The sequence below is a fragment of the Polaromonas glacialis genome (assembly GCF_000709345.1).
GTDB lineage: Bacteria > Pseudomonadota > Gammaproteobacteria > Burkholderiales > Burkholderiaceae_C > Polaromonas > Polaromonas glacialis.
Window position 1 is genome coordinate 1,988,812 of sequence record NZ_KL448323.1, and the last position, 19,356, is coordinate 2,008,167.

Annotated in this window: 17 protein-coding genes; 11 read left to right on the forward strand and 6 right to left on the reverse strand. The window is 64.6% G+C overall.

What is annotated here, in order from left to right; genetic code table 11:
- Positions 1 to 38: 38 nt before the first annotated feature.
- Together EC86_RS0109905 and argF are read left to right on the forward strand one after the other, a co-directional pair.
- Positions 39 to 1,253, forward strand: a complete 1,215-nt coding sequence (locus EC86_RS0109905) for an aspartate aminotransferase family protein (RefSeq protein ID WP_029525486.1) — start codon at positions 39 to 41, stop codon at positions 1,251 to 1,253.
- A 9-nt stretch (positions 1,254 to 1,262) separates the two neighbouring features.
- Positions 1,263 to 2,192 carry an ornithine carbamoyltransferase gene (gene argF / locus EC86_RS0109910; RefSeq protein ID WP_408633918.1) on the forward strand — a complete coding sequence of 310 codons (930 nt, stop codon included), beginning with the start codon at positions 1,263 to 1,265 and terminating at the stop codon, positions 2,190 to 2,192.
- 163 nt (positions 2,193 to 2,355) lie between these two features.
- Here argF and EC86_RS0109915 read toward each other — a convergent pair whose 3' ends face one another.
- The 4 genes from EC86_RS0109915 to EC86_RS0109930 form a co-directional block, all read right to left on the reverse strand.
- Entirely contained in the window at positions 2,356 to 2,592 is a 237-nt protein-coding gene (locus EC86_RS0109915) for a hypothetical protein (protein WP_036772061.1), read from the reverse strand.
- A 2-nt stretch (positions 2,593 to 2,594) separates the two neighbouring features.
- Positions 2,595 to 4,484 carry a ferrous iron transporter B gene (gene feoB, locus EC86_RS0109920; RefSeq protein ID WP_029525489.1) on the reverse strand — a complete coding sequence of 630 codons (1,890 nt, stop codon included), beginning with the start codon at positions 4,482 to 4,484 and terminating at the stop codon, positions 2,595 to 2,597.
- Entirely contained in the window at positions 4,481 to 4,774 is a 294-nt protein-coding gene (locus EC86_RS0109925; protein WP_029525490.1) for a FeoA family protein, read from the reverse strand. The genes feoB and EC86_RS0109925 overlap by 4 nt, the downstream gene beginning before the upstream one ends.
- Before the next feature lie 146 nt (positions 4,775 to 4,920).
- A complete protein-coding gene (locus tag EC86_RS0109930; protein WP_029525491.1) occupies positions 4,921 to 5,673 on the reverse strand; it encodes an SDR family oxidoreductase in 753 nt (250 codons plus the stop codon).
- A gap of 203 nt (positions 5,674 to 5,876) precedes the next feature.
- On the opposite strand from EC86_RS0109930, the gene kynB reads away from it, so the two are divergent.
- From kynB to EC86_RS0109960, 6 genes are all read left to right on the forward strand, one after another.
- Entirely contained in the window at positions 5,877 to 6,548 is a 672-nt protein-coding gene (gene kynB / locus EC86_RS0109935) for an arylformamidase (protein ID WP_051675814.1), read from the forward strand.
- A 21-nt stretch (positions 6,549 to 6,569) separates the two neighbouring features.
- A complete protein-coding gene (gene kynU / locus EC86_RS0109940) occupies positions 6,570 to 7,847 on the forward strand; it encodes a kynureninase (protein WP_029525493.1) in 1,278 nt (425 codons plus the stop codon).
- A 1-nt stretch (position 7,848) separates the two neighbouring features.
- Positions 7,849 to 8,697, forward strand: coding sequence for a tryptophan 2,3-dioxygenase (kynA, locus tag EC86_RS0109945; RefSeq protein ID WP_029525494.1), 849 nt, complete (start codon positions 7,849 to 7,851; stop codon positions 8,695 to 8,697).
- Positions 8,698 to 8,985 carry a hypothetical protein gene (locus tag EC86_RS28760; protein WP_156955285.1) on the forward strand — a complete coding sequence of 96 codons (288 nt, stop codon included), beginning with the start codon at positions 8,698 to 8,700 and terminating at the stop codon, positions 8,983 to 8,985.
- A gap of 272 nt (positions 8,986 to 9,257) precedes the next feature.
- Complete coding sequence (locus tag EC86_RS26060) at positions 9,258 to 9,560, forward strand: hypothetical protein (RefSeq protein WP_051675819.1); 303 nt, start codon at positions 9,258 to 9,260, stop codon at positions 9,558 to 9,560.
- Between the two features lie 142 nt (positions 9,561 to 9,702).
- Positions 9,703 to 12,354, forward strand: coding sequence for an HWE histidine kinase domain-containing protein (locus tag EC86_RS0109960; protein WP_051675822.1), 2,652 nt, complete (start codon positions 9,703 to 9,705; stop codon positions 12,352 to 12,354).
- A gap of 424 nt (positions 12,355 to 12,778) precedes the next feature.
- Here the strand turns inward: EC86_RS0109960 and EC86_RS0109965 are convergent, their stop codons facing one another.
- Together EC86_RS0109965 and EC86_RS0109970 are read right to left on the reverse strand one after the other, a co-directional pair.
- Positions 12,779 to 14,044 carry an FAD-dependent monooxygenase gene (locus EC86_RS0109965; protein WP_029525496.1) on the reverse strand — a complete coding sequence of 422 codons (1,266 nt, stop codon included), beginning with the start codon at positions 14,042 to 14,044 and terminating at the stop codon, positions 12,779 to 12,781.
- A 70-nt stretch (positions 14,045 to 14,114) separates the two neighbouring features.
- Positions 14,115 to 17,081 carry an aconitate hydratase gene (locus EC86_RS0109970; protein ID WP_051675824.1) on the reverse strand — a complete coding sequence of 989 codons (2,967 nt, stop codon included), beginning with the start codon at positions 17,079 to 17,081 and terminating at the stop codon, positions 14,115 to 14,117.
- On the opposite strand from EC86_RS0109970, the gene EC86_RS30385 reads away from it, so the two are divergent.
- From EC86_RS30385 to EC86_RS0109985, 3 genes are all read left to right on the forward strand, one after another.
- Positions 17,080 to 17,205, forward strand: a complete 126-nt coding sequence (locus EC86_RS30385; protein WP_269635700.1) for a hypothetical protein — start codon at positions 17,080 to 17,082, stop codon at positions 17,203 to 17,205. The two genes, EC86_RS0109970 and EC86_RS30385, sit on opposite strands and share 2 nt — an antisense overlap.
- 3 nt (positions 17,206 to 17,208) lie before the next feature.
- Positions 17,209 to 18,609, forward strand: a complete 1,401-nt coding sequence (trhP, locus tag EC86_RS0109980) for a prephenate-dependent tRNA uridine(34) hydroxylase TrhP (protein ID WP_029525498.1) — start codon at positions 17,209 to 17,211, stop codon at positions 18,607 to 18,609.
- A 178-nt stretch (positions 18,610 to 18,787) separates the two neighbouring features.
- Positions 18,788 to 19,300, forward strand: a complete 513-nt coding sequence (locus tag EC86_RS0109985; RefSeq protein ID WP_029525499.1) for a pyridoxamine 5'-phosphate oxidase family protein — start codon at positions 18,788 to 18,790, stop codon at positions 19,298 to 19,300.
- Positions 19,301 to 19,356 lie beyond the last annotated feature (56 nt).

Consider the following 19,356-nt stretch of genomic DNA (forward strand, 5'->3'; position numbering starts at 1 on the left):
CTGCCACCTTGTCGTTTGCCCATTTCCCGGAGTTTTCCATGACCGCTGCCCTCCCCGATCACATCGAAGCCGCCTCCCCGCATGTGATGAACACCTACGGCCGCCTGCCGATCGCCCTCTCGCATGGCCAGGGCTGCCGTGTCTGGGATGTCAACGGCAAGTCCTACCTGGATGCACTGGGCGGCATTGCGGTCAACACGGTCGGCCACAACCATCCCCAACTGGTGGCCGCGCTGCGCGACCAGGTGGGCAAGATCATCCACAGCTCGAACTACTACCATGTGCCGCTGCAGGAAACGCTGGCGGCCAAGCTGGTCGAGTTGTCGGGACTTGAAAACGTGTTTTTCTGCTCGACCGGGCTGGAAGCGAATGAAGCAGCGCTCAAGCTGGCGCGCAAGTTCGGCCACGACAAGGGCATCGAGCGCCCCGAAATCGTGGTGTATGAAAAAGCCTTCCATGGCCGCAGCATCGCCACCCTGAGCGCCACCGGCAACCCCAAGGTGCAGGCCGGTTTTGGCCCGCTGGTCGAAGGCTTCATTCGCGTGCCGATCAACAACATCGGCGAACTGAAGGCGGCCACCGAAGGCAACCCGAACGTGGTGGCGGTGTTTTTTGAAGCCATCCAGGGCGAAGGCGGCGTTTACCCGATGGACAGCGACTACCTGCAACAGGTGCGCGCGTTGTGCGACGAACGCGACTGGCTTTTGATGATCGACGAAGTCCAATGCGGCATGGGACGCACCGGAAAATGGTTTGCGCACCAGTGGGCCGGCATCAAGCCCGATGTCATGCCGCTGGCCAAGGGCCTCGGCTCGGGCGTGCCCATCGGCGCAGTGGTCGCCGGCCCCCGGGCCGCGCACATCTTTGCGCCGGGCAACCACGGCACGACCTTTGGCGGCAATCCGCTGGCGATGCGGGCCGGCGTGGAAACCATCCGCATCATGGAAGAAGAAGGCTTGCTGGCCAACGCGGTCATGGTGGGCGACCATCTACGCACCGCGCTGACCCGGGAACTCGGCGGCCTGCCGGGCTTCAAGGAAATTCGCGGTCGCGGCCTGATGCTGGGCATTGAACTGGCCAGGCCCTGTGGCGCGCTGGTCGGCCGCGCCGCCGAAAATGGCCTCCTGATCAGCGTGACGGCTGACACCGTGATCCGCATGGTGCCTTCGCTCATCATGACCATGGCCGAGGCCGATGAAGTCGTGGCGATCCTGGCGCCGCTAATCAAGCAACTGCTGCAGGAAGGCGCGTGAACCATGAGCATGTCCAGCCCCCCCACCTCGCTCAAGCATTACCTGCAGTTCAGCGACCTGAGCGCCGATGACTACGCCTACCTGTTCGAGCGCGCCGCGCTGATCAAGAAAAAATTCAAGGCCTATGAGCGCCACCAGCCGCTGATCGACCGCACGCTGGTGATGATTTTCGAGAAAGCCTCGACCCGCACCCGGGTCAGCTTCGAGGCCGGCATGTATCAGTTGGGCGGCACGGTGGTGAACCTGACCACCGAAGGCAGCCAGTTGGGCCGCGCCGAGCCGATCGAGGACAGCGCCAAGGTGATCAGCCGCATGGTCGACCTGGTGATGATCCGCACCTTCGAGCAGACCAAGATCAACCGCTTTGCCGAGCATTCGCGGGTGCCGGTCATCAACGGCCTGACCAACGAATTCCACCCCTGCCAGATCCTGGCCGACATCTTCACCTACATCGAGCATCGTGGCTCCATCAAGGGCAAGACCGTGGCCTGGGTCGGCGACGGCAACAACATGGCCAACACCTGGCTGCAGGCCAGCGAAATCCTGGGCTTCAAGGTCCATCTGAGCACGCCCGGCGGCTACGAGGTGGACCAGTCGATTGCCGGCATCCGCTCGACCGAAAGCTACCAGGTCTTCAAGGATCCCATGCAGGCCTGCCTTGGTGCCGACCTGGTGACCACCGACGTCTGGACCAGCATGGGCTACGAGGCCGAGAACGAAGCGCGCAAGAAGGCCTTTGCCGACTGGTGCGTGGACAGCGAGATGATGCGCGTGGCCAAACCCGATGCACTGTTCATGCACTGCCTGCCGGCGCACCGGGGCGAGGAAGTCGAGGCCGAGGTGATCGACGGTCCGCAATCCGTCGTCTGGGACGAGGCCGAGAACCGGATGCATGTGCAAAAGGCGCTGATGGAGTTCCTGCTGCTGGGCCGCCTGTAAACGCATTGCCGCTGGCCAGAGCGCATTGGCTTTGACCAGCCAACAACTTTTCAGCATCAAACAGGCCGTTTGCGCAGGTGCAGCATGCGCAAGCAGCTATTAATCCTGTAGCAAAACCTTTCCGCCGCTTTCTAAGCCGTGGTTGACCGCCAGCTTGACTTCGCTAGCGCCGGGGCTGCATCCACAGCGGCTGGCGCTGCCCTTCAGCGCCATCCGCCACAGGCGCTTTTCCAGCCGTCGCGCAGCCGCCGCAACTGCTGCAGGCGCCGCAAGCCGGTTTTTCACCGAGCTTTTTCTGCACCCGTCCGAGCCGGCGGCGCAGCCCGGCGGGCATCCAGTACCACAGCGCATAAAGAGCGGCAAACGCCACCATGATCCCGGCAATCCATTGCTGCAGCATGTTCAGGCGCCTCCCCATACCAAGGCCAGCCGGTAGGTGATCCAGCTCGCCCCATAGGCCAGCGCGAACATGTAGCCGGCCATGAAAAAAGCGTAGCGCCAGCTGTTGGTCTCGCGCCGAACCGTGACCAGCGTGGAAATGCACTGCGGCGCAAACACGTACCAGACCAGCAGCGACAGCGCCGTCGCCATTGACCAGCTTTGCGCAATCACCGGCCCGAGGGCCGAGGCCACGTCCGCGCCGGTGGCCGACAGCGCATACACCGTTCCCAGCGCGCCGACCGCCACTTCGCGCGCCGCCAGGCCCGGCACCAGCGCAATCGCGATCTGCCAGTTAAAGCCGATGGGCGCAAAAACCACCTGCAGCGCATGCCCCAGCCGGCCGGCCAGGCTGTACTCGATGGCCGGGCCGACAGCGCCCTCGGGCGGCGCCGGAAAGGTGGACAAAAACCACAAGATGACCGTCAGCGCCAGGATGATGCCGCCGACGCGCTTGAGGAAAATCACCGCCCGCTCATGCAGGCCCATCGCCAGCTGGCGCAGGCTGGGCACGCGGTAGGCGGGCAGTTCCATGATCAGCGGCGTGGGCCGCGCATGGCCGCGCCAGAGCTTGAACACCGCCGCCACCGCCATGGCGCTGACAATGCCGCCGGCGTAGAGCGCGAACATCACCAGCCCCTGCAGGTTGAAGATGCCGGCCACCGTGCGTTCGGGAATGAAGGCGCCGATCAGGAGCGCATACACCGGCAGCCGTGCCGAGCAGGTCATGAGCGGCGCGATCATGATGGTCACCAGCCGGTCGCGCCAGTGGGTGATGGTGCGCGTTGCCATGACGCCCGGAATCGCGCAGGCAAAGCTCGACAGCAGCGGAATGAAGGAGCGGCCCGACAGGCCGACGCTGCCCATCATCCGGTCGAGCAGAAAGGCCGCGCGTGGCAGATAGCCCGAATCCTCCAGCGCCAGGATGAACAGGAACAGGATCAGGATTTGCGGCAAAAACACCAGCACGCCGCCCGCGCCCGCCAGGATGCCGTCGGCCAGCAGGCTTTGCAGCACGCCTTCGGGCATGTGGCTGCGCAGCAGGCTTGAGAGCCACTCGACGGCCGACTTGATTGCCTCCATCGGCAGCGTGGCCCAGCTGAACACCGCCTGGAACATCAGGAACAAGATGACGGCCAGCAAAATCATGCCCCACAGCGGATGCAGCACCACCCGGTCGATCAGGTCGTCCGAATGCAGGCTGTCGGGCGGCGCCTGAACCGCCAGCCGCATGATGCGGCGCACTTCAAGCTGGGTGTCCATGACCTGCTCGAAGGTCGGCGCCTGCCAGGCGGCGGCGCTGGCGGCGTTGGTGCCGGGTGCAGGCCAGTCGTCCAGGAAATGCAGCAACTCGCGCGCGCCATCGTGGCGAACGCCGACGGTTTCCAGCACCGGCATGCCCAGCTCGCGCGACAGCGCTTCGCGGTCGATCACGATGCCGGCGCGCCGGGCGGCATCGCTCATGTTCAGCGCCAGCACCATCGGCAGGCCCAGCGCCCGCGCCTCCAACACCAGGCGCAGGTTGAGCTGCAGGTTGGTCGCATCGGCCACGCAGACCAGCCGGTCGGGCAAAGGCTCGCCGGGGCGCCGGCCGATGACGATGTCGCGCGTCACGGCCTCGTCGGCGCTCAGCGCGTTCAGGCTGTAGGCGCCGGGCAGGTCCAGCACCATCACGCGCTGGCCCGAGGCGGTCAGCACCTGGCCTTCCTTGCGCTCGACGGTCACACCGGCATAGTTGGCGACCTTCTGGCGGCTGCCGGTCAGCAGGTTGAACAGCGCAGTCTTGCCGCAGTTGGGATTGCCCAGCAGCGCCACGCGCAGCGGCCCGGCCACGGGAATGGCGGCGGCCGTCATGCCGGGCAGGCTTGCGAAAGGCTGACGCGGATCAGCGCAGCCTCGCGGCTGCGCAGGGCAAACGTCGTGTGCCCCACGCGCACCGCCAGCGGATCGTTGCCGGGAAAACCCCGCGCCATCACCCGCACCGGCTCGCCGGGCAAAAAGCCGATTTCCAGCAGCCGCAGCAGCACTTCGCGTTCTTCGGCGTCGCCAGCGGGCATCAGCCCGACCACCCAGCCTGAAAGCCGTTGCGGCAACTCGTGAAGTCCGATAGTTGCCTTGCCGCCAATGTCATGGGACTGCGTCATTGAATGCCTGCCGCCTTAAATGAAAATGATTCTCATTATAGAGTCCACAAAAGCCTCGTTGACGGTTCAGGGCCTTTGAATCATTTGATCCAGGTCATCGTTTTGCAGTGCTTTTGCGCACCAGGACAAAAGCGCGCAAGCCGGCTTCAGCCGCGCCCGACGAAAGGCATTTTTGTGGCCATGATGGTCATGAAGGGGATGTTGGTGGACAGCGGCAGCGCCGCCATGTGAACCACCGCATCGGCCACTTCCTTCGCATCCATCATCGGCTCGATGGCGATCTCGCCGTTGGCCTGCGGCACGCCCGTCGCCATGCGCGCCGACAGTTCGGTCAGCGCATTGCCGATGTCGATCTGGCCGCAGGCGATGTTGTACTTTCGGCCGTCGAGCGAAATCGTCTTGGTCAGGCCGGTGATGGCATGTTTGGTTGCCGTGTAGGGCGCCGAATTGGGGCGCGGCGCGTGGGCCGAGATCGAGCCGTTGTTGATAATGCGGCCGCCCTGCGGCAGTTGGTCCCTCATCAGCCGGAAGGCGCCCTGCGCGCACAGGAATGAACCGGTCAGGTTGATGTTCACGACGTTTTGCCACTGGTCGTAAGTCAGGTCTTCAAAGCTGGCGCGTGGCGAATTGACGCCGGCATTGTTGAACAGCACATCGAGGCGGCCGAACTTTTCCCTGATGGTGGCGAACAACGCATCGACCGACTCGGGCCGGCTGACATCGGTGGCCACCGGCAATGCGCGGTCGCTGCCCGACGCGGCGGCAGCCTCCATGAGCGGCTCGATGCGGCGGCCAGCCAGCACCACGCGGTAGCCCGCGTTCAGCAGCGCCAGCGCCACCGCCTTGCCGATGCCCGTGCCGGCGCCGGTCACGAGAGCCACTTTGTCGTTTGAAATCATGGGGGGAACCTTTGTCTGGGTAGGTCAATAAAAAAGCAGGGCAGCGGTTTTGCCGCACAGGCCGCGATTCTGCCCCAGGCGCACCGCTCCCGCTTGCGCATCGCCAGGCGCAAGCTGCGACGATTACTTCAAGCTTCAACTATTTCAGGCCTTGTTGGAAATTACCGACACCATGGTTTTTTCGGCGGTGCTACCTTTGCGCCATGACTGATCCAGCCCCCGCTTTAGCCGCCCTGCCCGGGCGCGACCGGCCCCTGAAAATCTGGGACATCTCGCCTGCGGTGGACGAGCATTCCGAGGTGTTCCCCGGCGACACCGCGTATTCGCAACAGCTGCATTTTTCGCTTTCGCCCGATTGCCCGGTCAACGTCAACCGCATCACGCTGTCGCCGCATACCGGCGCGCATGCCGATGCGCCGCTGCACTACGCCAGCGGCGAGCCGGCAATTGGCGCGGTCGATCTGCTGCCCTACCTCGGGCCGTGCCGCGTCATCCATTGCCTCGACGGCGGCCCGCTGGTGGAACCGGCGCACATCGCCCACGCGCTGGACCTGCTGCCCGCCCGCGTGCTGCTGCGCACGGCCCGTGTTGCGAGCCAGTCCTGGGCATCATTTAGTGCCATTTCGCCCGGCACGCTTGCGCTTCTAGCTACTAAAAACATAGTACTGGTCGGCATCGACACGCCCAGTGTCGATGCGGCCAACAGCCAGGACCTGCCCTGCCACCATCTGTTGTTGCGACACGGCCTGCGGGTGCTGGAAAACCTGGTGCTCAACGACGTGCCCGAAGGCGACTACGAACTCATCGCGCTGCCGCTCAAGCTGATGCGCGTCGACGCCTCGCCGGTGCGCGCCATCCTGCGCGAACTCCCCTGAACCTTTGAAAACCTTTCTGACATGACAACCACCCTGCAAGACTGCCGCGCGCTCGACGCGCAAGACCCGCTGCGCGCCCTGCGCGAACAGTTCACGCTGCCCGAAGGCGTGATCTACCTTGACGGCAATTCGCTTGGCGTGCTTCCCGTCGCCACCGCCGCCCGCGTGGCCAAGGCGGTGAACGAGGAATGGGGCCAGGGCCTGATCCGATCGTGGAACAGCGCCGGCTGGTTCGACGCGCCGCAGCGGCTGGGCGACAGGATTGCCAGACTGGTAGGCGCCGCGCCAGGCGAGGTAGTCGCCACCGACAGCACCTCGGTCAACCTCTACAAGGCGTTGAGCGCGGCGCTCAACATCGCCCGGGAGGATGCGCCCGGCCGCACAGTGCTGGTCAGCGAGCGCAGCAACTTCCCCACTGACCTCTACATCGCCGAGGCGCTGTGCAAGGAGCGCGGCCTGCGCTTGCTGCTGGTCGAACCCGGGGAGATTGCAGAAGCGCTGACGGCCGATGTCGCCGTGCTGATGCTGACGCAGATCAACTACCGCACCGGCGCGATGCACGACATGGATGCGGTGACACAAGCCGCGCATGACGCCGGCATCCTCACCGTCTGGGACCTGGCGCACAGCGCCGGCGCCGTACCGGTGGACCTGAACGGTGCGCAGGCCGACTTCGCCGTCGGTTGCGGCTACAAATACCTGAACGGCGGCCCCGGCGCGCCGGCCTTTGTCTGGGCGCACCCGAAGCACGCCAGCCGCTTCTGGCAGCCGCTGGCCGGCTGGTGGGGCCATGCCGCGCCGTTCGAGTTCTCGCCGGATTACCGCCCGGCTCCCGGCATTGGCCGTTTTTTGTGCGGCACGCAGCCGGTATTGGGCATGACGGCGCTCGAATGCGGGCTGGACACCGTACTGGCTGCCGAACCGATGGGCGGCATGGCGGCCCTGCGCGCCAAGTCGCTGGCGCTGACGGATTTGTTCATCGAGCTGGTCGAAGCGCGCTGCGCCGGCCACGGCCTCGGGCTGGCGACGCCGCGAGCGCATGAAAAACGCGGCTCGCAGGTCTGCCTGACGCGCAGCGAAGGCGCCTACGCCATCGTGCAGGCGCTGATTGCGCGGGGCGTGATCGGCGACTTCCGCGCGGGCGACGGCGGCACGCACCTGGACATCCTGCGCTTTGGCTTCACGCCGCTGTACATCGGCTTTGAGGACGTCTGGCAGGCGGTGGAACACCTCAAACAGGTGCTCGACAGCGGCGAATGGCAGCAAGCCCAATTCAGCCAGAAACAGGCGGTGACCTGACATGAACGATGCCTTCAAACCCGCCGACATCGTGCGCAATGAGAAAGCGCAGCTCGACTTCAGCCGGTCCATGAGCTACGGCGACTACCTGCACCTGGACGCCATCCTGGGCGCGCAGCAGCCGCTGTCGCCCGCGCATGACGAGCTGCTGTTCATCGTCCAGCACCAGACCAGCGAGCTGTGGATGAAGCTGATGCTGCACGAGCTGCACGCCGCCATCGCCAATGTCGCGCAGGACCAGCTCGACGGCGCCTTCAAGAAGCTGGCACGGGTCAGCAAGATCATGGAGCAGCTGGTCCACGCCTGGGACGTGCTGGCCACCATGACGCCGCCGGAATACAGTGCCATCCGGCCCTATCTGGCCAACTCCAGCGGATTCCAGAGCGCGCAATACCGCTGCATCGAATTCGCCCTGGGCAACAAGAACGCCGCCATGCTCCAGCCCCACGCCCACCGGCCCGACCTGCTGGCCATGGTGCAGGCCGCCTATGTTGCCCCGTCGCTGTACGACGAAGCGCTGCGCCTGCTGGCCCGGCGCGGCCTGCCGGTCCCCGCCAGCCACACCGACCGCGACTGGACCCAGGGCTATGTCGAAAACGATGCCGTCGAAGCCGCCTGGCTCGCCGTGTACCGCGACCCGAAGCAGTACTGGGACCTGTACCAGTTGGGCGAAGAACTGACCGACCTGGAAGACGCCTTCCGGCTCTGGCGCTTTCGCCACGTCACCACAGTCGAGCGCGTCATCGGCTTCAAGCGCGGCACCGGCGGAACCGGCGGCGTGAGCTATCTGCGCAAGATGCTGGACGTGGTACTGTTTCCGGAAATCTGGAAACTGCGGACGGATTTGTGAATGAAATTAGGCTCTAGCCTATGTATTGACTGCTTATTTCGCTATTTTATTAACAGCGAGTTCGAAACGGTCCATGGGCCTGCCGATGATCTGCCTGAGCCCATTGGAACTGTCGGCCCGATGCAAGGCAAAAACTTCGCAATGCGAATCAGCAACCTGAGCAAGCAGATGTTGCGGGCGAGCAGCGTACGAAACCGCTTGCCGTTGAGCGCACGCATGGCCTGCTCGATGGTGCGTGCGCTGACGCTGTCGCGTGGTCTGCCCAGTATTCGCGGCACGGTGCCATAAAGCGCCGCAGCAACAACCTGTGCAGCGACGTGGTCCGGATGCGCGAAGTCCAGCAGCGGGTCATCATCTCCTCAATACCGCACACGGCGAAGGTTTCACCTCCTGTGCCGCTTCGCCGGTTGCGACGGCACTGGAGCTGAATTCACGCCAAGCCTGGTCTTGCTGCACGACGTGGCCAACTCGGGCGCGCTGGCCGAAACAGCGGCCATGGGGCGTGAGGGGATGGGCGGTATCACGTTGCTCCTGGGCGTTGGCGCTACCCCAGATCGGCCGTGGTGAAGAGCGGTGGCCATGTTTACCGGTTGGCACGCGAGCCGCTGGCTCATGGCGTTGCCCGCTCCGGGTGGCTGCGCAACACGCACGCGGTGATCTTGAAGATCGGCCAAACGGCGGTCTGCCACCCCCTTTACACCGTGGATACCCAGCTTGGCCGCTGGCTGCTGTCCAGCGCCGACCGCCTGCCGCCAGCCGAGCTGGTGATGATGCAAGAGTCGGTGTCCGGCCTGCTGGGCATGCGCCATGACCGCATCAGCCATGCTGCCAGCAAGCTGCGGGACGGCGGCGACATGCGCTAGCGTCGCCGCCACCTTTTTTTTCCTGACCCGGGGGAGCTGAAGGGCACGGGCTTGCGCGTGTTATACCGTCGAGATGTCGCACATCCAGCGCCTGCTGCCCGCCGCGCCACCGCCCGGCGGCAGCGCACACTAAAAGGCCTCCATGTTTGACCCCAACACCTTGCCCAGCCCAACCCGCAACGACACCCCCGCCACCCCCGACATTACCAACTGCGACCGTGAGCCCATACACATCCCCGGCGCCATCCTGCCGCATGGCGTGCTGCTGGTTCTGGACAGCGAAACGCTGGAAGTGCTGCAAGCCGCCGGCGATGTGCCTGGCTTGCTGGGCACGACGCTTCACGACTTGCTGGGCAACACGGTCGACACGGTTCTGAGCCCGGCCCAAACAGCGTTCATACGCCGCTTGAACGAGGATCAGGCTTTGAGCACACCGCGCCATCTGCTGGACCCAGCGCTGCGTGTACAAACCGACAGGCCGCTGGACGCCAGCCTGCACCGCTGCGGCAACACCCTGGTGCTGGAGTTCGAGGCCGCCGACATCGGCGACCGCTTTGCCGCTGACCCGCTGGCCGCCGTGCAGGACATGGTCTCGGGCTTTGAAGCCGCACCTTCGCTGAAGGCGTTGTGCCAGCTGGCGGCCGAGCGGGTGCGTCAGGTGGCCGTTTATGACCGTGTGCTGGTGTATCAATTCATGCAGGACGGCTCGGGCTGGGTGATTGCCGAAAGTTGCGAGCCGCATCTGGCGCCTTTTCTCGACCTGCACTACCCGGCGGCTGACATCCCGCAGCAAGCGCGCGCGCTGTACCTGAAGAACTGGCTGCGGCTCATCACCGAGGTCAACTACGACCCCGCGCCTCTGACGCCGGCGCTTCACCCGCGCACAGGCCTGCCGCTGGACATGAGCCACGCCATCCTGCGTGATGTCTCGCCCATCCACCGAGAGTATCTGCGCAACATGGGCATCGACGCGTCGATGTCGATTTCCATCATCCACCAGGGCAAGCTGTGGGGCCTGATCGCCTGCCACCATTACAGCCCGCGACGGCTTGCACGCCACCTGCGCGCGGTGTGCGAGCTCTTCGGCGCGATGTTTTCCATGCAGCTCGAAGTGCGCGAGAAGGCCGAGCTGTTCGAGTTGCGACTGGCCAGCCGCACGGTCCTGCAAAACCTGATGCTCAACCTCGCCGGCGCTGATGACTACGCGGCCGGCCTGACGCAGGAGTCGCCCAACCTGCTGGACTACATCGGCGACGGCGTCAGTGGCGCGGGCGGCTACAGCCAGGGCGGTGTGGCCGTCTGTGTCAAAGGCCACCTCACTTTTTTGGGCAATACGCCAAACAAGGCGCAGATCGAGCAGCTGGTGGGCTGGCTGGACTCGCAGAAGCCGCAGTCCACAGGCATCTACGACACCGACAGGCTGGGTGAAGTCTGGGCACCGGCGCGGGCCTTTGCCACCGCGGCCTCTGGCCTGCTGGTCATTTCAGTGTCACCCGACCTGTCGGACTACATCATGTGGTTCCGGCCAGAAATCGTCTCCCGCTTCAACTGGGCAGGGCATGCTGGCAAGGAGGTGGTTTCGGGACCGTTTGGCGACCGGCTGACGCCGCGCAAGTCCTTCGAGGTCTGGCGCGAAACCATCGTTGGCCGCAGCATACCCTGGGCATTGGCCGACACCCAGGCAGCCTTCGACCTGAGGCTGTCGTTGCTGCATGTGGTGCTGCGCCGCATCAACGAAGCCGCGTTTGAGCGCAAGAAGGCGGGCGAGCGCGACCGCCTGCTGATGGCCGAGCTGGACCACCGCGTCAAGAACACGCTGGCCAACATCCAGGCACTGGTGGTGCAGACCAGCCGCAGCGCGGACACGCTGACAGGCTTTGTCGAAGGCCTGGACGGCCGCATCCAGTCCATGGCCAAGGCGCACAGCCTGCTGTCGGAAAGCCGCTGGGAGGGGGTGTCCATCAGCCGTCTTTTGAGCGAAGAGCTCGCGCCTTTCGGCCGGCGCGACCACGCCTTCACGATCGAAGGCACGGATCTGGTGTTGACGCCCAAGTCGGCACTCTCGCTCTCCCTGGCCATCCACGAGCTGGTGACCAACGCCGCCAAGTACGGTGCCTTCTCTGCCCCTGGGGGCAGCGTGGCCGTGCGCTGGACACTGGCCGGCGACAGCAGTGTCAGCCTGTCCTGGGCCGAAGCCGGCGGCCCGCCCGTGCGACCACCCACGCGGCGCGGTTTCGGCTCGACCCTGATCGAACGTGCCCTGGCCATGGAGACCGAAGGCCGCGCCACGCTGCGCTACTTGCCGGGCGGTGTCGTGTGCGATGTGTTTCTGCCCAGTTCCTCGGTGCTCGGTCGCAACAGCCTGCCGTCTGCTTCAACGTCCCGGTCGTTGTCGGCACCCCAGCATGACAGCGATAAGAAGTCCTACCGTATCCTGGTAGTGGAAGACTCGTTCCTCGTCGTCACCTTGCTTGAAGAGCTTTTTAAAGACCTGGGATGGCAGACCGTCGGCCCGGCCACGCGCCTGGCCGATGCGCTGCTACTGGCAAGGAGCGGCGTTTTCGATGCTGCCCTGCTGGACGTCAACATCAACGGTGAAATGTCGTGGGAAGTGGCGCGCGTTCTGGCAGAGCGCGGCGTTCCTTTCGTCTTCAGTACGGGCTACGACATCAAGACAATGCTGCCGGCGCATCTGGCGGGTGCTGCCTTCGTCACCAAGCCTTACCACAGCGAGGAAGTCGAGGACAAGATCAGGCAGGCGATCGCAGCGCGTCGCGCCGGCCCCTGCGGGTAGCCCCTGTCAAAGACAGCATAGCTGCCAAAGTCATCACATGCCAAGCAGCCCAAAAATGCGGCTGCGCCATAGGCCCCGCCGTCGTGGTGGACATTGGTGCCCCGACTGGCTATCAGGGCAACGCTGCTGTCGGCCAGCACATCCGGCAGTCCGGGGCCGCGGGTCCAGGCGCGACATTTCCCCTCCCAATCTGAAACCAGGCGGGCAGAAGATGCGGGCACATAGAACATGCCAATCGTCACGGCATCACTGACACTACGGCTGTGCAGGGTATCGCCGCTTCAGATCGCGTGGTGAAAATTTGAGGGCGCTCGCCTGAAAACCGGATTTGTGTCGGCTACTTGCGATTCATATGAAAATATCGATGATTTATGGCTTTTGCGCAATGCACACGTGCGCAGGCAGCTACATTTTCGATAGCAAACTAAACCCCACGAGGCACCGATCCATACAACCAGGGCATGTCAAGCAGCTTGTCTCCCAACACCTTCATCGACGCATCGCGCGCCCAGCGCAGCGGTCCCCGGGCGTGAAAGATCTGTCCGTTGCGGATCGAGCGGGCCTGCACCCGGGCATTGCGCTGCCAGCGGTTCAGGGCATAGCGCTGCAGCATCAGCTGCACGTCCAGCGCCGGGTCCAGCGCCTGGGCCAGCGCAGTGCCCAGCGCAGCCGCATCCTCGATGGCCATGCCGGCGCCCTGCGCCAGGTAGGGTCGCATCGGATGCGCTGCATCGCCCAGCAGGGCCACACGGCCCCGGGCCTGCTGTGCGGCACCGGTCATGGGCGGTCGGTCGCTCAGCGGCCACAGGCGCCAGCTGGGACCGCCCCGGTTGCCGCCGTCGGTCACGGCCTGCACCAGGTCGCGCAGCAGCCGGGACGTCCCGCCCATGGCCTGCTGCAGTTCGGCCCCATTGGCATGGTGGTCCCAGTCCTGCAGGTCGCCGGCCACCTGGCCCTGCACGATGGCCACCACATTGAGCCATTCGCCGCCGCGCACCGGGTAATGCACCACATGCAGCCGGGGGCCCAGCCAGACCGAGACCTGCTGGCTGCGCAGCCGCGCCGGCAGGCTGGTTTGCGGCAGCAGGGCCCGGTAGGCCAGGTGGCCGGTGACGCGCGGCGGCGCATCGCCGAGCATCAGCTGGCGCACGCGGCTCCAAAGCCCGTCGGCGCCAATCAGCGCATCGCCCTCGATTTCCAGCAGGGGCTCTGCTTGCGCCGGATCAAGGCCCAGGGTGGCCGCCGCTGCAGGCTGCGTGCGCAGGGTGACTTCGCGCCCGTTGTCGGCATACCCGGCCACGGGACTGTTCAGAGTGAGCCACACGTGGTCCCGCGCCTGCACGGCCTGGAGCAGCAGCGCATGCAGGTCGGCGCGGTGAAGCGTCAGGTAAGGCGCGCCGTATTTTTCCAGCGCCCGTGAGCCCAGCGGCAACGCGCCCAGTTCATGGCCCGACACGGCGTCACGCACCACCAGACGGTCGGGAAAGGCCGCCACCCGTCCCAATGCGCCCTGCAATCCCCAGCCGTGCAGCAGCCTGACCACGTTCGGCCCGAGCTGGACGCCCGCGCCGACTTCGCTGAAGGCACTCGCCCGCTCGTACAGCCGCACATCCCAGCCGGCCCGTGAAGCCGCCAGCGCCGCCGCCAGCCCGCCGATGCCGCCGCCGGCAATCAAGGCCTGGCGCGTCATGCGCGGCACGCTGCAAAGGTGACGGTTTCAGCACCAGCGCCAAGGCTGCGCAAAGGTTCAGCGCCGGTCCTCATGCCGCGAGCAGCTGGCGCAGCACATACGGCAGGATGCCGCCGTTGCGGTAGTAGTCCACCTCGATCGGCGTATCGACGCGCAGGATCACCGTGACTTCCTGGCGTGTGCCATCGGCCCGGGTGATGACCAGTTTGGCCTCGCTCTGCGGCTTGAGTTCGGGATGGGGAATCACATCGACCACCTCCGAGCCGGTGAGCTTGAGCGTCTGCCATGACTCGCCCGGCAGGAACTGCAGCGGCAGCACGCCCATGCCGACCAGGTTGCTGCGGTGGATGCGCTCGAAACTGCGCGCCACCACGGCCTTGATGCCCAGCAGCTGCGTGCCCTTGGCCGCCCAGTCGCGCGACGAGCCGGTGCCATATTCCTCGCCGGCGAAAATCACCGTCGGCGTGCCTTCTTCCATGTACTTCATGGCGGCGTCGTAGATGAACATCTTTTCACCGCCGGGCTGGAACAGCGTCACCCCTCCCTCTTCCCGCGAGCCTTGCGCGTCGGCCGGGATCATCAGGTTCTTGATGCGGACATTGGCGAAGGTGCCGCGCATCATCACGTCGTGGTTGCCCCGGCGCGAACCATAGCTGTTGAAGTCGGCCTTCTGCACGCCGTGTGCCTGCAGCCACAGGCCGGCGGGCGAACTGCCCTTGATCGAGCCGGCCGGCGAAATGTGGTCGGTGGTGATCGAGTCGCCAAACAGCGCCATGATGCGCGCGCCCGTCACTGAAAACGCATTGTTTTGGCCATTTTCGCCGGACCCGCCTGCATCAGGCGCTTTCATTTTCATAGCAAAATCGCTGAAGAACGGCGGCTCGGCAATGTAGGTGCTGGCCGGCCAGTTGTAGCTGTTGCCGGTCACGCCGTGGATGTTTTCCCAAAGATCACCCGGTTCCGTCTTGACTTTGGCGTAATTGGCGCGGAAGGCCTCGCCGTTCATCGCGAACTTCATCAGCGCATGGATTTCATCGCTGCTCGGCCAGATGTCGCGCAAGTAAACATCCTTGCCGCCCGTGCCCTTGCCAAGCGGCTCGGTCGTCAGGTCGCGCATCACGCTGCCGGCCAGCGCATAGGCGACGACCAGCGGCGGGCTGGCGAGGAAGTTGGCCTTGATGTTCGGATGGATACGCGCCTCGAAGTTGCGGTTGCCCGACAGCACGGCGGCGCAGACCAGGTCGCTCTGGTTGATCGCGTCGTTGAGTTCAGGCGTCAGGTCGCCCGAGTTGCCGATGCAGGTGGTGCAGCCATAGCCGACCAGGTCAAAGCCGAGCTGCTGCAGGTAGGGCATCAGGCCCGATTCGGTCAGGTACTCGGTGACGATGCGCGAACCCGGCGCCAGCGAGGTCTTGATGTGCGGCTGCACGCGCAGGCCGGCCTCCACCGCCTTTTTGGCCAGCAGTCCGGCGGCCAGCAGTACGCTGGGGTTGGAGGTGTTGGTGCAGCTGGTGATGGCGGCGATCAGCACGTCGCCGTTGCCGACGGTCAGCCCGCCCTGCGCAGCATTCGCAGCCGGAACGCTGGCACTGGCGGCTTCACCGCCTTGCTCATGCGCCATGGCCAGCGTCGGCCGGTTCGCCTCCATTTCGACCACCGAGCGCTCGGCGCCCGCCGGGATGGGCGGCGCGGCGGGCAAGGCGTCGGGCCGACCTTCGTCGCTGTGCCGCACCAGGTGGCGGGTGTTGAGCAGGCCTGCCGGCTGGTTGAAGCCGTTGTCGGCATTTGACTTGCTGAAGAGCGAGCAGAACTGGCTGGCAACCTGGCCCAGTTCGATCCGGTCCTGCGGCCGTTTCGGGCCGGCCAGGCTGGGCGTGACCTCATCAAGGTTCAGCCTGACCACCTGCGAATAGTCAATCTCGCCGGCGGCGGCCACGCCGAACAGGCCTTGCGCCCGGAAGTAGGCCTCGAAGGCTTCGATTTCCGAATCAAGGCGGCCGGTGCCCCGGAAGTAGTCAATGGTTTTTTCATCGACCGGGAAAAAACCCATGGTGGCGCCGTATTCGGGCGCCATGTTGCCGATGGTGGCGCGATCGGGCAAGGCCAGGCTGCGCGTGCCTTCGCCAAAGAATTCGACAAACTTGCCGACGACCTTTTCGCGGCGCAAGGTTTCGGTCACGCGCAGCACCAGGTCGGTGGCGGTCACGCCTTCGCGCAGACAGCCGGTCAGCTCCATGCCGACCACGTCGGGCGTCAGGAAGTACACCGGCTGGCCGAGCATGGCGGCTTCGGCCTCGATGCCGCCCACGCCCCAGCCGACCACGCCGATGCCGTTGATCATGGTGGTGTGGCTGTCGGTGCCCACCAGTGTGTCGGGGTAATAGACGTCGTCGCTGCTTTTATGCACGCCGCGCGCCAGGAATTCGAGGTTGACCTGGTGCACGATGCCAAAGCCCGGCGGCACGACGCCGAAGGTGTCAAAGGCCTGCATGCCCCATTTCATGAACTCGTAGCGCTCGCGGTTGCGCTGGAATTCGAGCTTCATGTTCAGGTCCAGCGCGTCCTTGGTGCCGAAATAATCGACCATGATCGAATGGTCCACGACCAGGTCAACCGGTACCAAAGGCTCGATGGCCTTCGGGTCCTTGCCCAGCTTGACGGCGACGCTGCGCATGGCGGCCAGGTCGGCCAGCAGCGGAACGCCGGTGAAGTCCTGCAGCACCACGCGCGACACGACAAACGGAATCTCGGCGCTGCGCTCGGCCTGCGGCGCCCAGTTGGCGAGTTGCTCGACATGCTCGGCCGTGACCTTCTTGCCGTCGCAATTGCGCAGCACCGATTCCAGCACGATGCGCACCGACACCGGCAGGCGCTTGACCATGGGAAACTGTTCAGCCAGCGCCGGCAGGGAGTAGAACTTTCCGGCCTTGCCGGAAGCCGTCCGGAAGGTCTGGAGGGTGGAGGCAAAGGCGTGCGGTGCGCTGGAAGTAATGGAAGTGCTGGAATCAGCGTGAGCTTGTGTGGGCGTATCGGCCATGGCAGTCTCCTTTGGGGTGAATCATCAACCCGCATTCTGGCAGGCAGCGAGCCAATCAGGAACAGCAAAGCACAACGACCTGATGCAGCGCAAGCGCTTTTCAGCCAGCGGCCTCGACAATTGACCGATGACGTTCAAGACTCCCGAATTACTCCTGCCCGCCGGCTCGCTCGACAAGATGCGCGCGGCCTACGACTTTGGCGCCGATGCGGTGTACGCCGGCCAGCCGCGCTACTCGCTGCGGGCGCGCAACAATGAGTTTCGTCTGGAACAAATCCAGACAGGCATTCAGGAAGCGAATGCCCGCGGCAAGAAGTTTTTTGTCACCAGCAACCTGCTGCCGCACAACGACAAGGTGCGCACCTACCTGCGCGACATCGAACCGGTCATTGCGATGCAGCCCGACGCGCTGATCATGGCCGACCCCGGCCTGATCATGATGGTGCGCGAACGATGGCCGGACATGGCGATTCACCTGTCGGTGCAGGCCAACACCATGAACTGGGCGGCGGTGAAGTTCTGGCAGAAGGTCGGCGTGGCGCGCATCATCCTGTCGCGCGAGCTGAGCCTGGACGAGATCGAGAAAATCCGCCAGGAATGCCCCGACATCGAACTCGAAGTGTTCGTGCATGGCGCGCTGTGCATGGCGTATTCGGGCCGCTGCCTGCTGTCGGGCTATTTCAACCGGCGCGACTCCAACCAGGGCACCTGCACCAACGCCTGCCGCTGGAACTACACGCCGAGCGCAGGCACCGACCAGACCGATTCGGGCGAGGTGCTGGCGCTCAAGCTGGAGGGCGACTTCAATTTCGCCGAGGCGCAGCAAGACGCCGAGCAGTCGTTTTCAGCCTGCGGCGGCGGCGCGCGCCACCCGCTGGCCGATGGCGTCTATCTGCTCGAAGAAAAAGAGCGGCCCGGCCAGCTGATGCCCATCATGGAAGACGAGCATGGCACCTACATCATGAACAGCAAGGACCTGCGCGCCGTCGAGCATGTGGCCCGGCTGGTGAGCATCGGCGTCGATTCTTTGAAGATCGAGGGCCGGACCAAGAGCGGCTATTACGTCTCGCGCACCGCGCAGGTATACCGCCGCGCGATTGACGACGCCGTCGCCGGAAGGCCGTTCAACCCGGCCTTGATCACCGAACTCGAAGGTCTGGCCAATCGCGGCTACACCAGCGGCTTTCTGGAGCGCAGACCGGCGCAGGACACGCAGAACTACGACACCGGCAGTTCCGAGATGCGCCGCAGCCAGTTTGCCGGCGAGGTCAAATCGGTGCACGACGGGTGGGCCGAGGTGGAGACGAAAAACCGCTTCCAGGTCGGCGACACGCTCGAAGTGATCCACCCGGACGGCAACCGTCTTGTGCCAGTCACGCACATGAAAAATGCGGACGGCGACACCATCACCGTGGCGTCGGGCAGCCCGATGCGGGTGTGGATTCCGCTGGAAGCGCCAGCCCATGGGGCGCTGCTGGCCCGCCTGATCGACCCCGTCAGCGAACTGGCGCCGCCAGCCTGTGTTTAGGCTGCAATTTTTTTAATAGCAGCAGATGCACATGGGACGTGCGCAAAAGCCTGTTTTGACTAAAAGTTCAGCCTGGCTGTCGGCAAGTACCGACAGCCAGGCAAGCCAGCGGCTGATTCGTGTTTTGCATACTCCGGCCTAAAGTGAATTAACAATTCACTCACCTCACGGAGACTTCATGAGCAACACGCAAAGCACCACGGCAACCGAGCACAAAAAACTTTGGGACCTGATCAAGGACATCAAGTTCGGCATGTTCACCCATCGCCATGCCAACGGCATGATGCACAGCCAGCCGCTGACGACCCAGAACAAGAACATGGATGAAGGAAACAAGCTTTACTTCTTTGTCTCGCGCAGCAGCGAAGTTGCCAGGCACATCATTGAGGATGACAACGTGAATGTGGCCTATGCCGATACCGGCGATGACAGCTATGTCTCGGTGTCGGGCAAGGCGCTGATCGTCGAGGACATGGGCAAGAAGGAAGCGCTGTGGACGCCGATGGCCAAGGCCTGGTTTCCGGGCGGCCCGACCGACCCGGATGTCGCGCTTCTGGAAGTCCTCATCAGCCACGCCGAGTACTGGGACGTGAAGGAAAGCAAGATGGTCCAGGTGGCCAAGATGCTGACCGCAGCCGTCACCGGCAAGCCGCCTGAAAAGATGGGCGAGCACAAGGAATTGCGGATGTAATTCCGGGGTTTGCCCGGAACGGCCGGCAAGGCCCACAAAAAAGCCCCGCTGGAAAC

What these genes read in the sequence shown, in the direction of transcription:
- EC86_RS0109905 (WP_029525486.1), top strand. Translation starts at nt 39, where the DNA reads ATGACCGCTGCCCTCCCCGATCACATCGAAGCCGCCTCCCCGCATGTG.
- argF (WP_408633918.1), top strand. Translation starts at nt 1,263, where the DNA reads ATGTCCAGCCCCCCCACCTCGCTCAAGCATTACCTGCAGTTCAGCGAC.
- EC86_RS0109915 (WP_036772061.1), bottom strand. Translation starts at nt 2,592, where the DNA reads ATGCTGCAGCAATGGATTGCCGGGATCATGGTGGCGTTTGCCGCTCTT.
- feoB (WP_029525489.1), bottom strand. Translation starts at nt 4,484, where the DNA reads ATGACGGCCGCCGCCATTCCCGTGGCCGGGCCGCTGCGCGTGGCGCTG.
- EC86_RS0109925 (WP_029525490.1), bottom strand. Translation starts at nt 4,774, where the DNA reads ATGACGCAGTCCCATGACATTGGCGGCAAGGCAACTATCGGACTTCAC.
- EC86_RS0109930 (WP_029525491.1), bottom strand. Translation starts at nt 5,673, where the DNA reads ATGATTTCAAACGACAAAGTGGCTCTCGTGACCGGCGCCGGCACGGGC.
- kynB (WP_051675814.1), top strand. Translation starts at nt 5,877, where the DNA reads ATGACTGATCCAGCCCCCGCTTTAGCCGCCCTGCCCGGGCGCGACCGG.
- kynU (WP_029525493.1), top strand. Translation starts at nt 6,570, where the DNA reads ATGACAACCACCCTGCAAGACTGCCGCGCGCTCGACGCGCAAGACCCG.
- kynA (WP_029525494.1), top strand. Translation starts at nt 7,849, where the DNA reads ATGAACGATGCCTTCAAACCCGCCGACATCGTGCGCAATGAGAAAGCG.
- EC86_RS28760 (WP_156955285.1), top strand. Translation starts at nt 8,698, where the DNA reads ATGAAATTAGGCTCTAGCCTATGTATTGACTGCTTATTTCGCTATTTT.
- EC86_RS0109960 (WP_051675822.1), top strand. Translation starts at nt 9,703, where the DNA reads ATGTTTGACCCCAACACCTTGCCCAGCCCAACCCGCAACGACACCCCC.
- EC86_RS0109965 (WP_029525496.1), bottom strand. Translation starts at nt 14,044, where the DNA reads ATGACGCGCCAGGCCTTGATTGCCGGCGGCGGCATCGGCGGGCTGGCG.
- EC86_RS30385 (WP_269635700.1), top strand. Translation starts at nt 17,080, where the DNA reads ATGGCAGTCTCCTTTGGGGTGAATCATCAACCCGCATTCTGGCAGGCA.
- EC86_RS0109970 (WP_051675824.1), bottom strand. Translation starts at nt 17,081, where the DNA reads ATGGCCGATACGCCCACACAAGCTCACGCTGATTCCAGCACTTCCATT.
- trhP (WP_029525498.1), top strand. Translation starts at nt 17,209, where the DNA reads ATGACGTTCAAGACTCCCGAATTACTCCTGCCCGCCGGCTCGCTCGAC.
- EC86_RS0109985 (WP_029525499.1), top strand. Translation starts at nt 18,788, where the DNA reads ATGAGCAACACGCAAAGCACCACGGCAACCGAGCACAAAAAACTTTGG.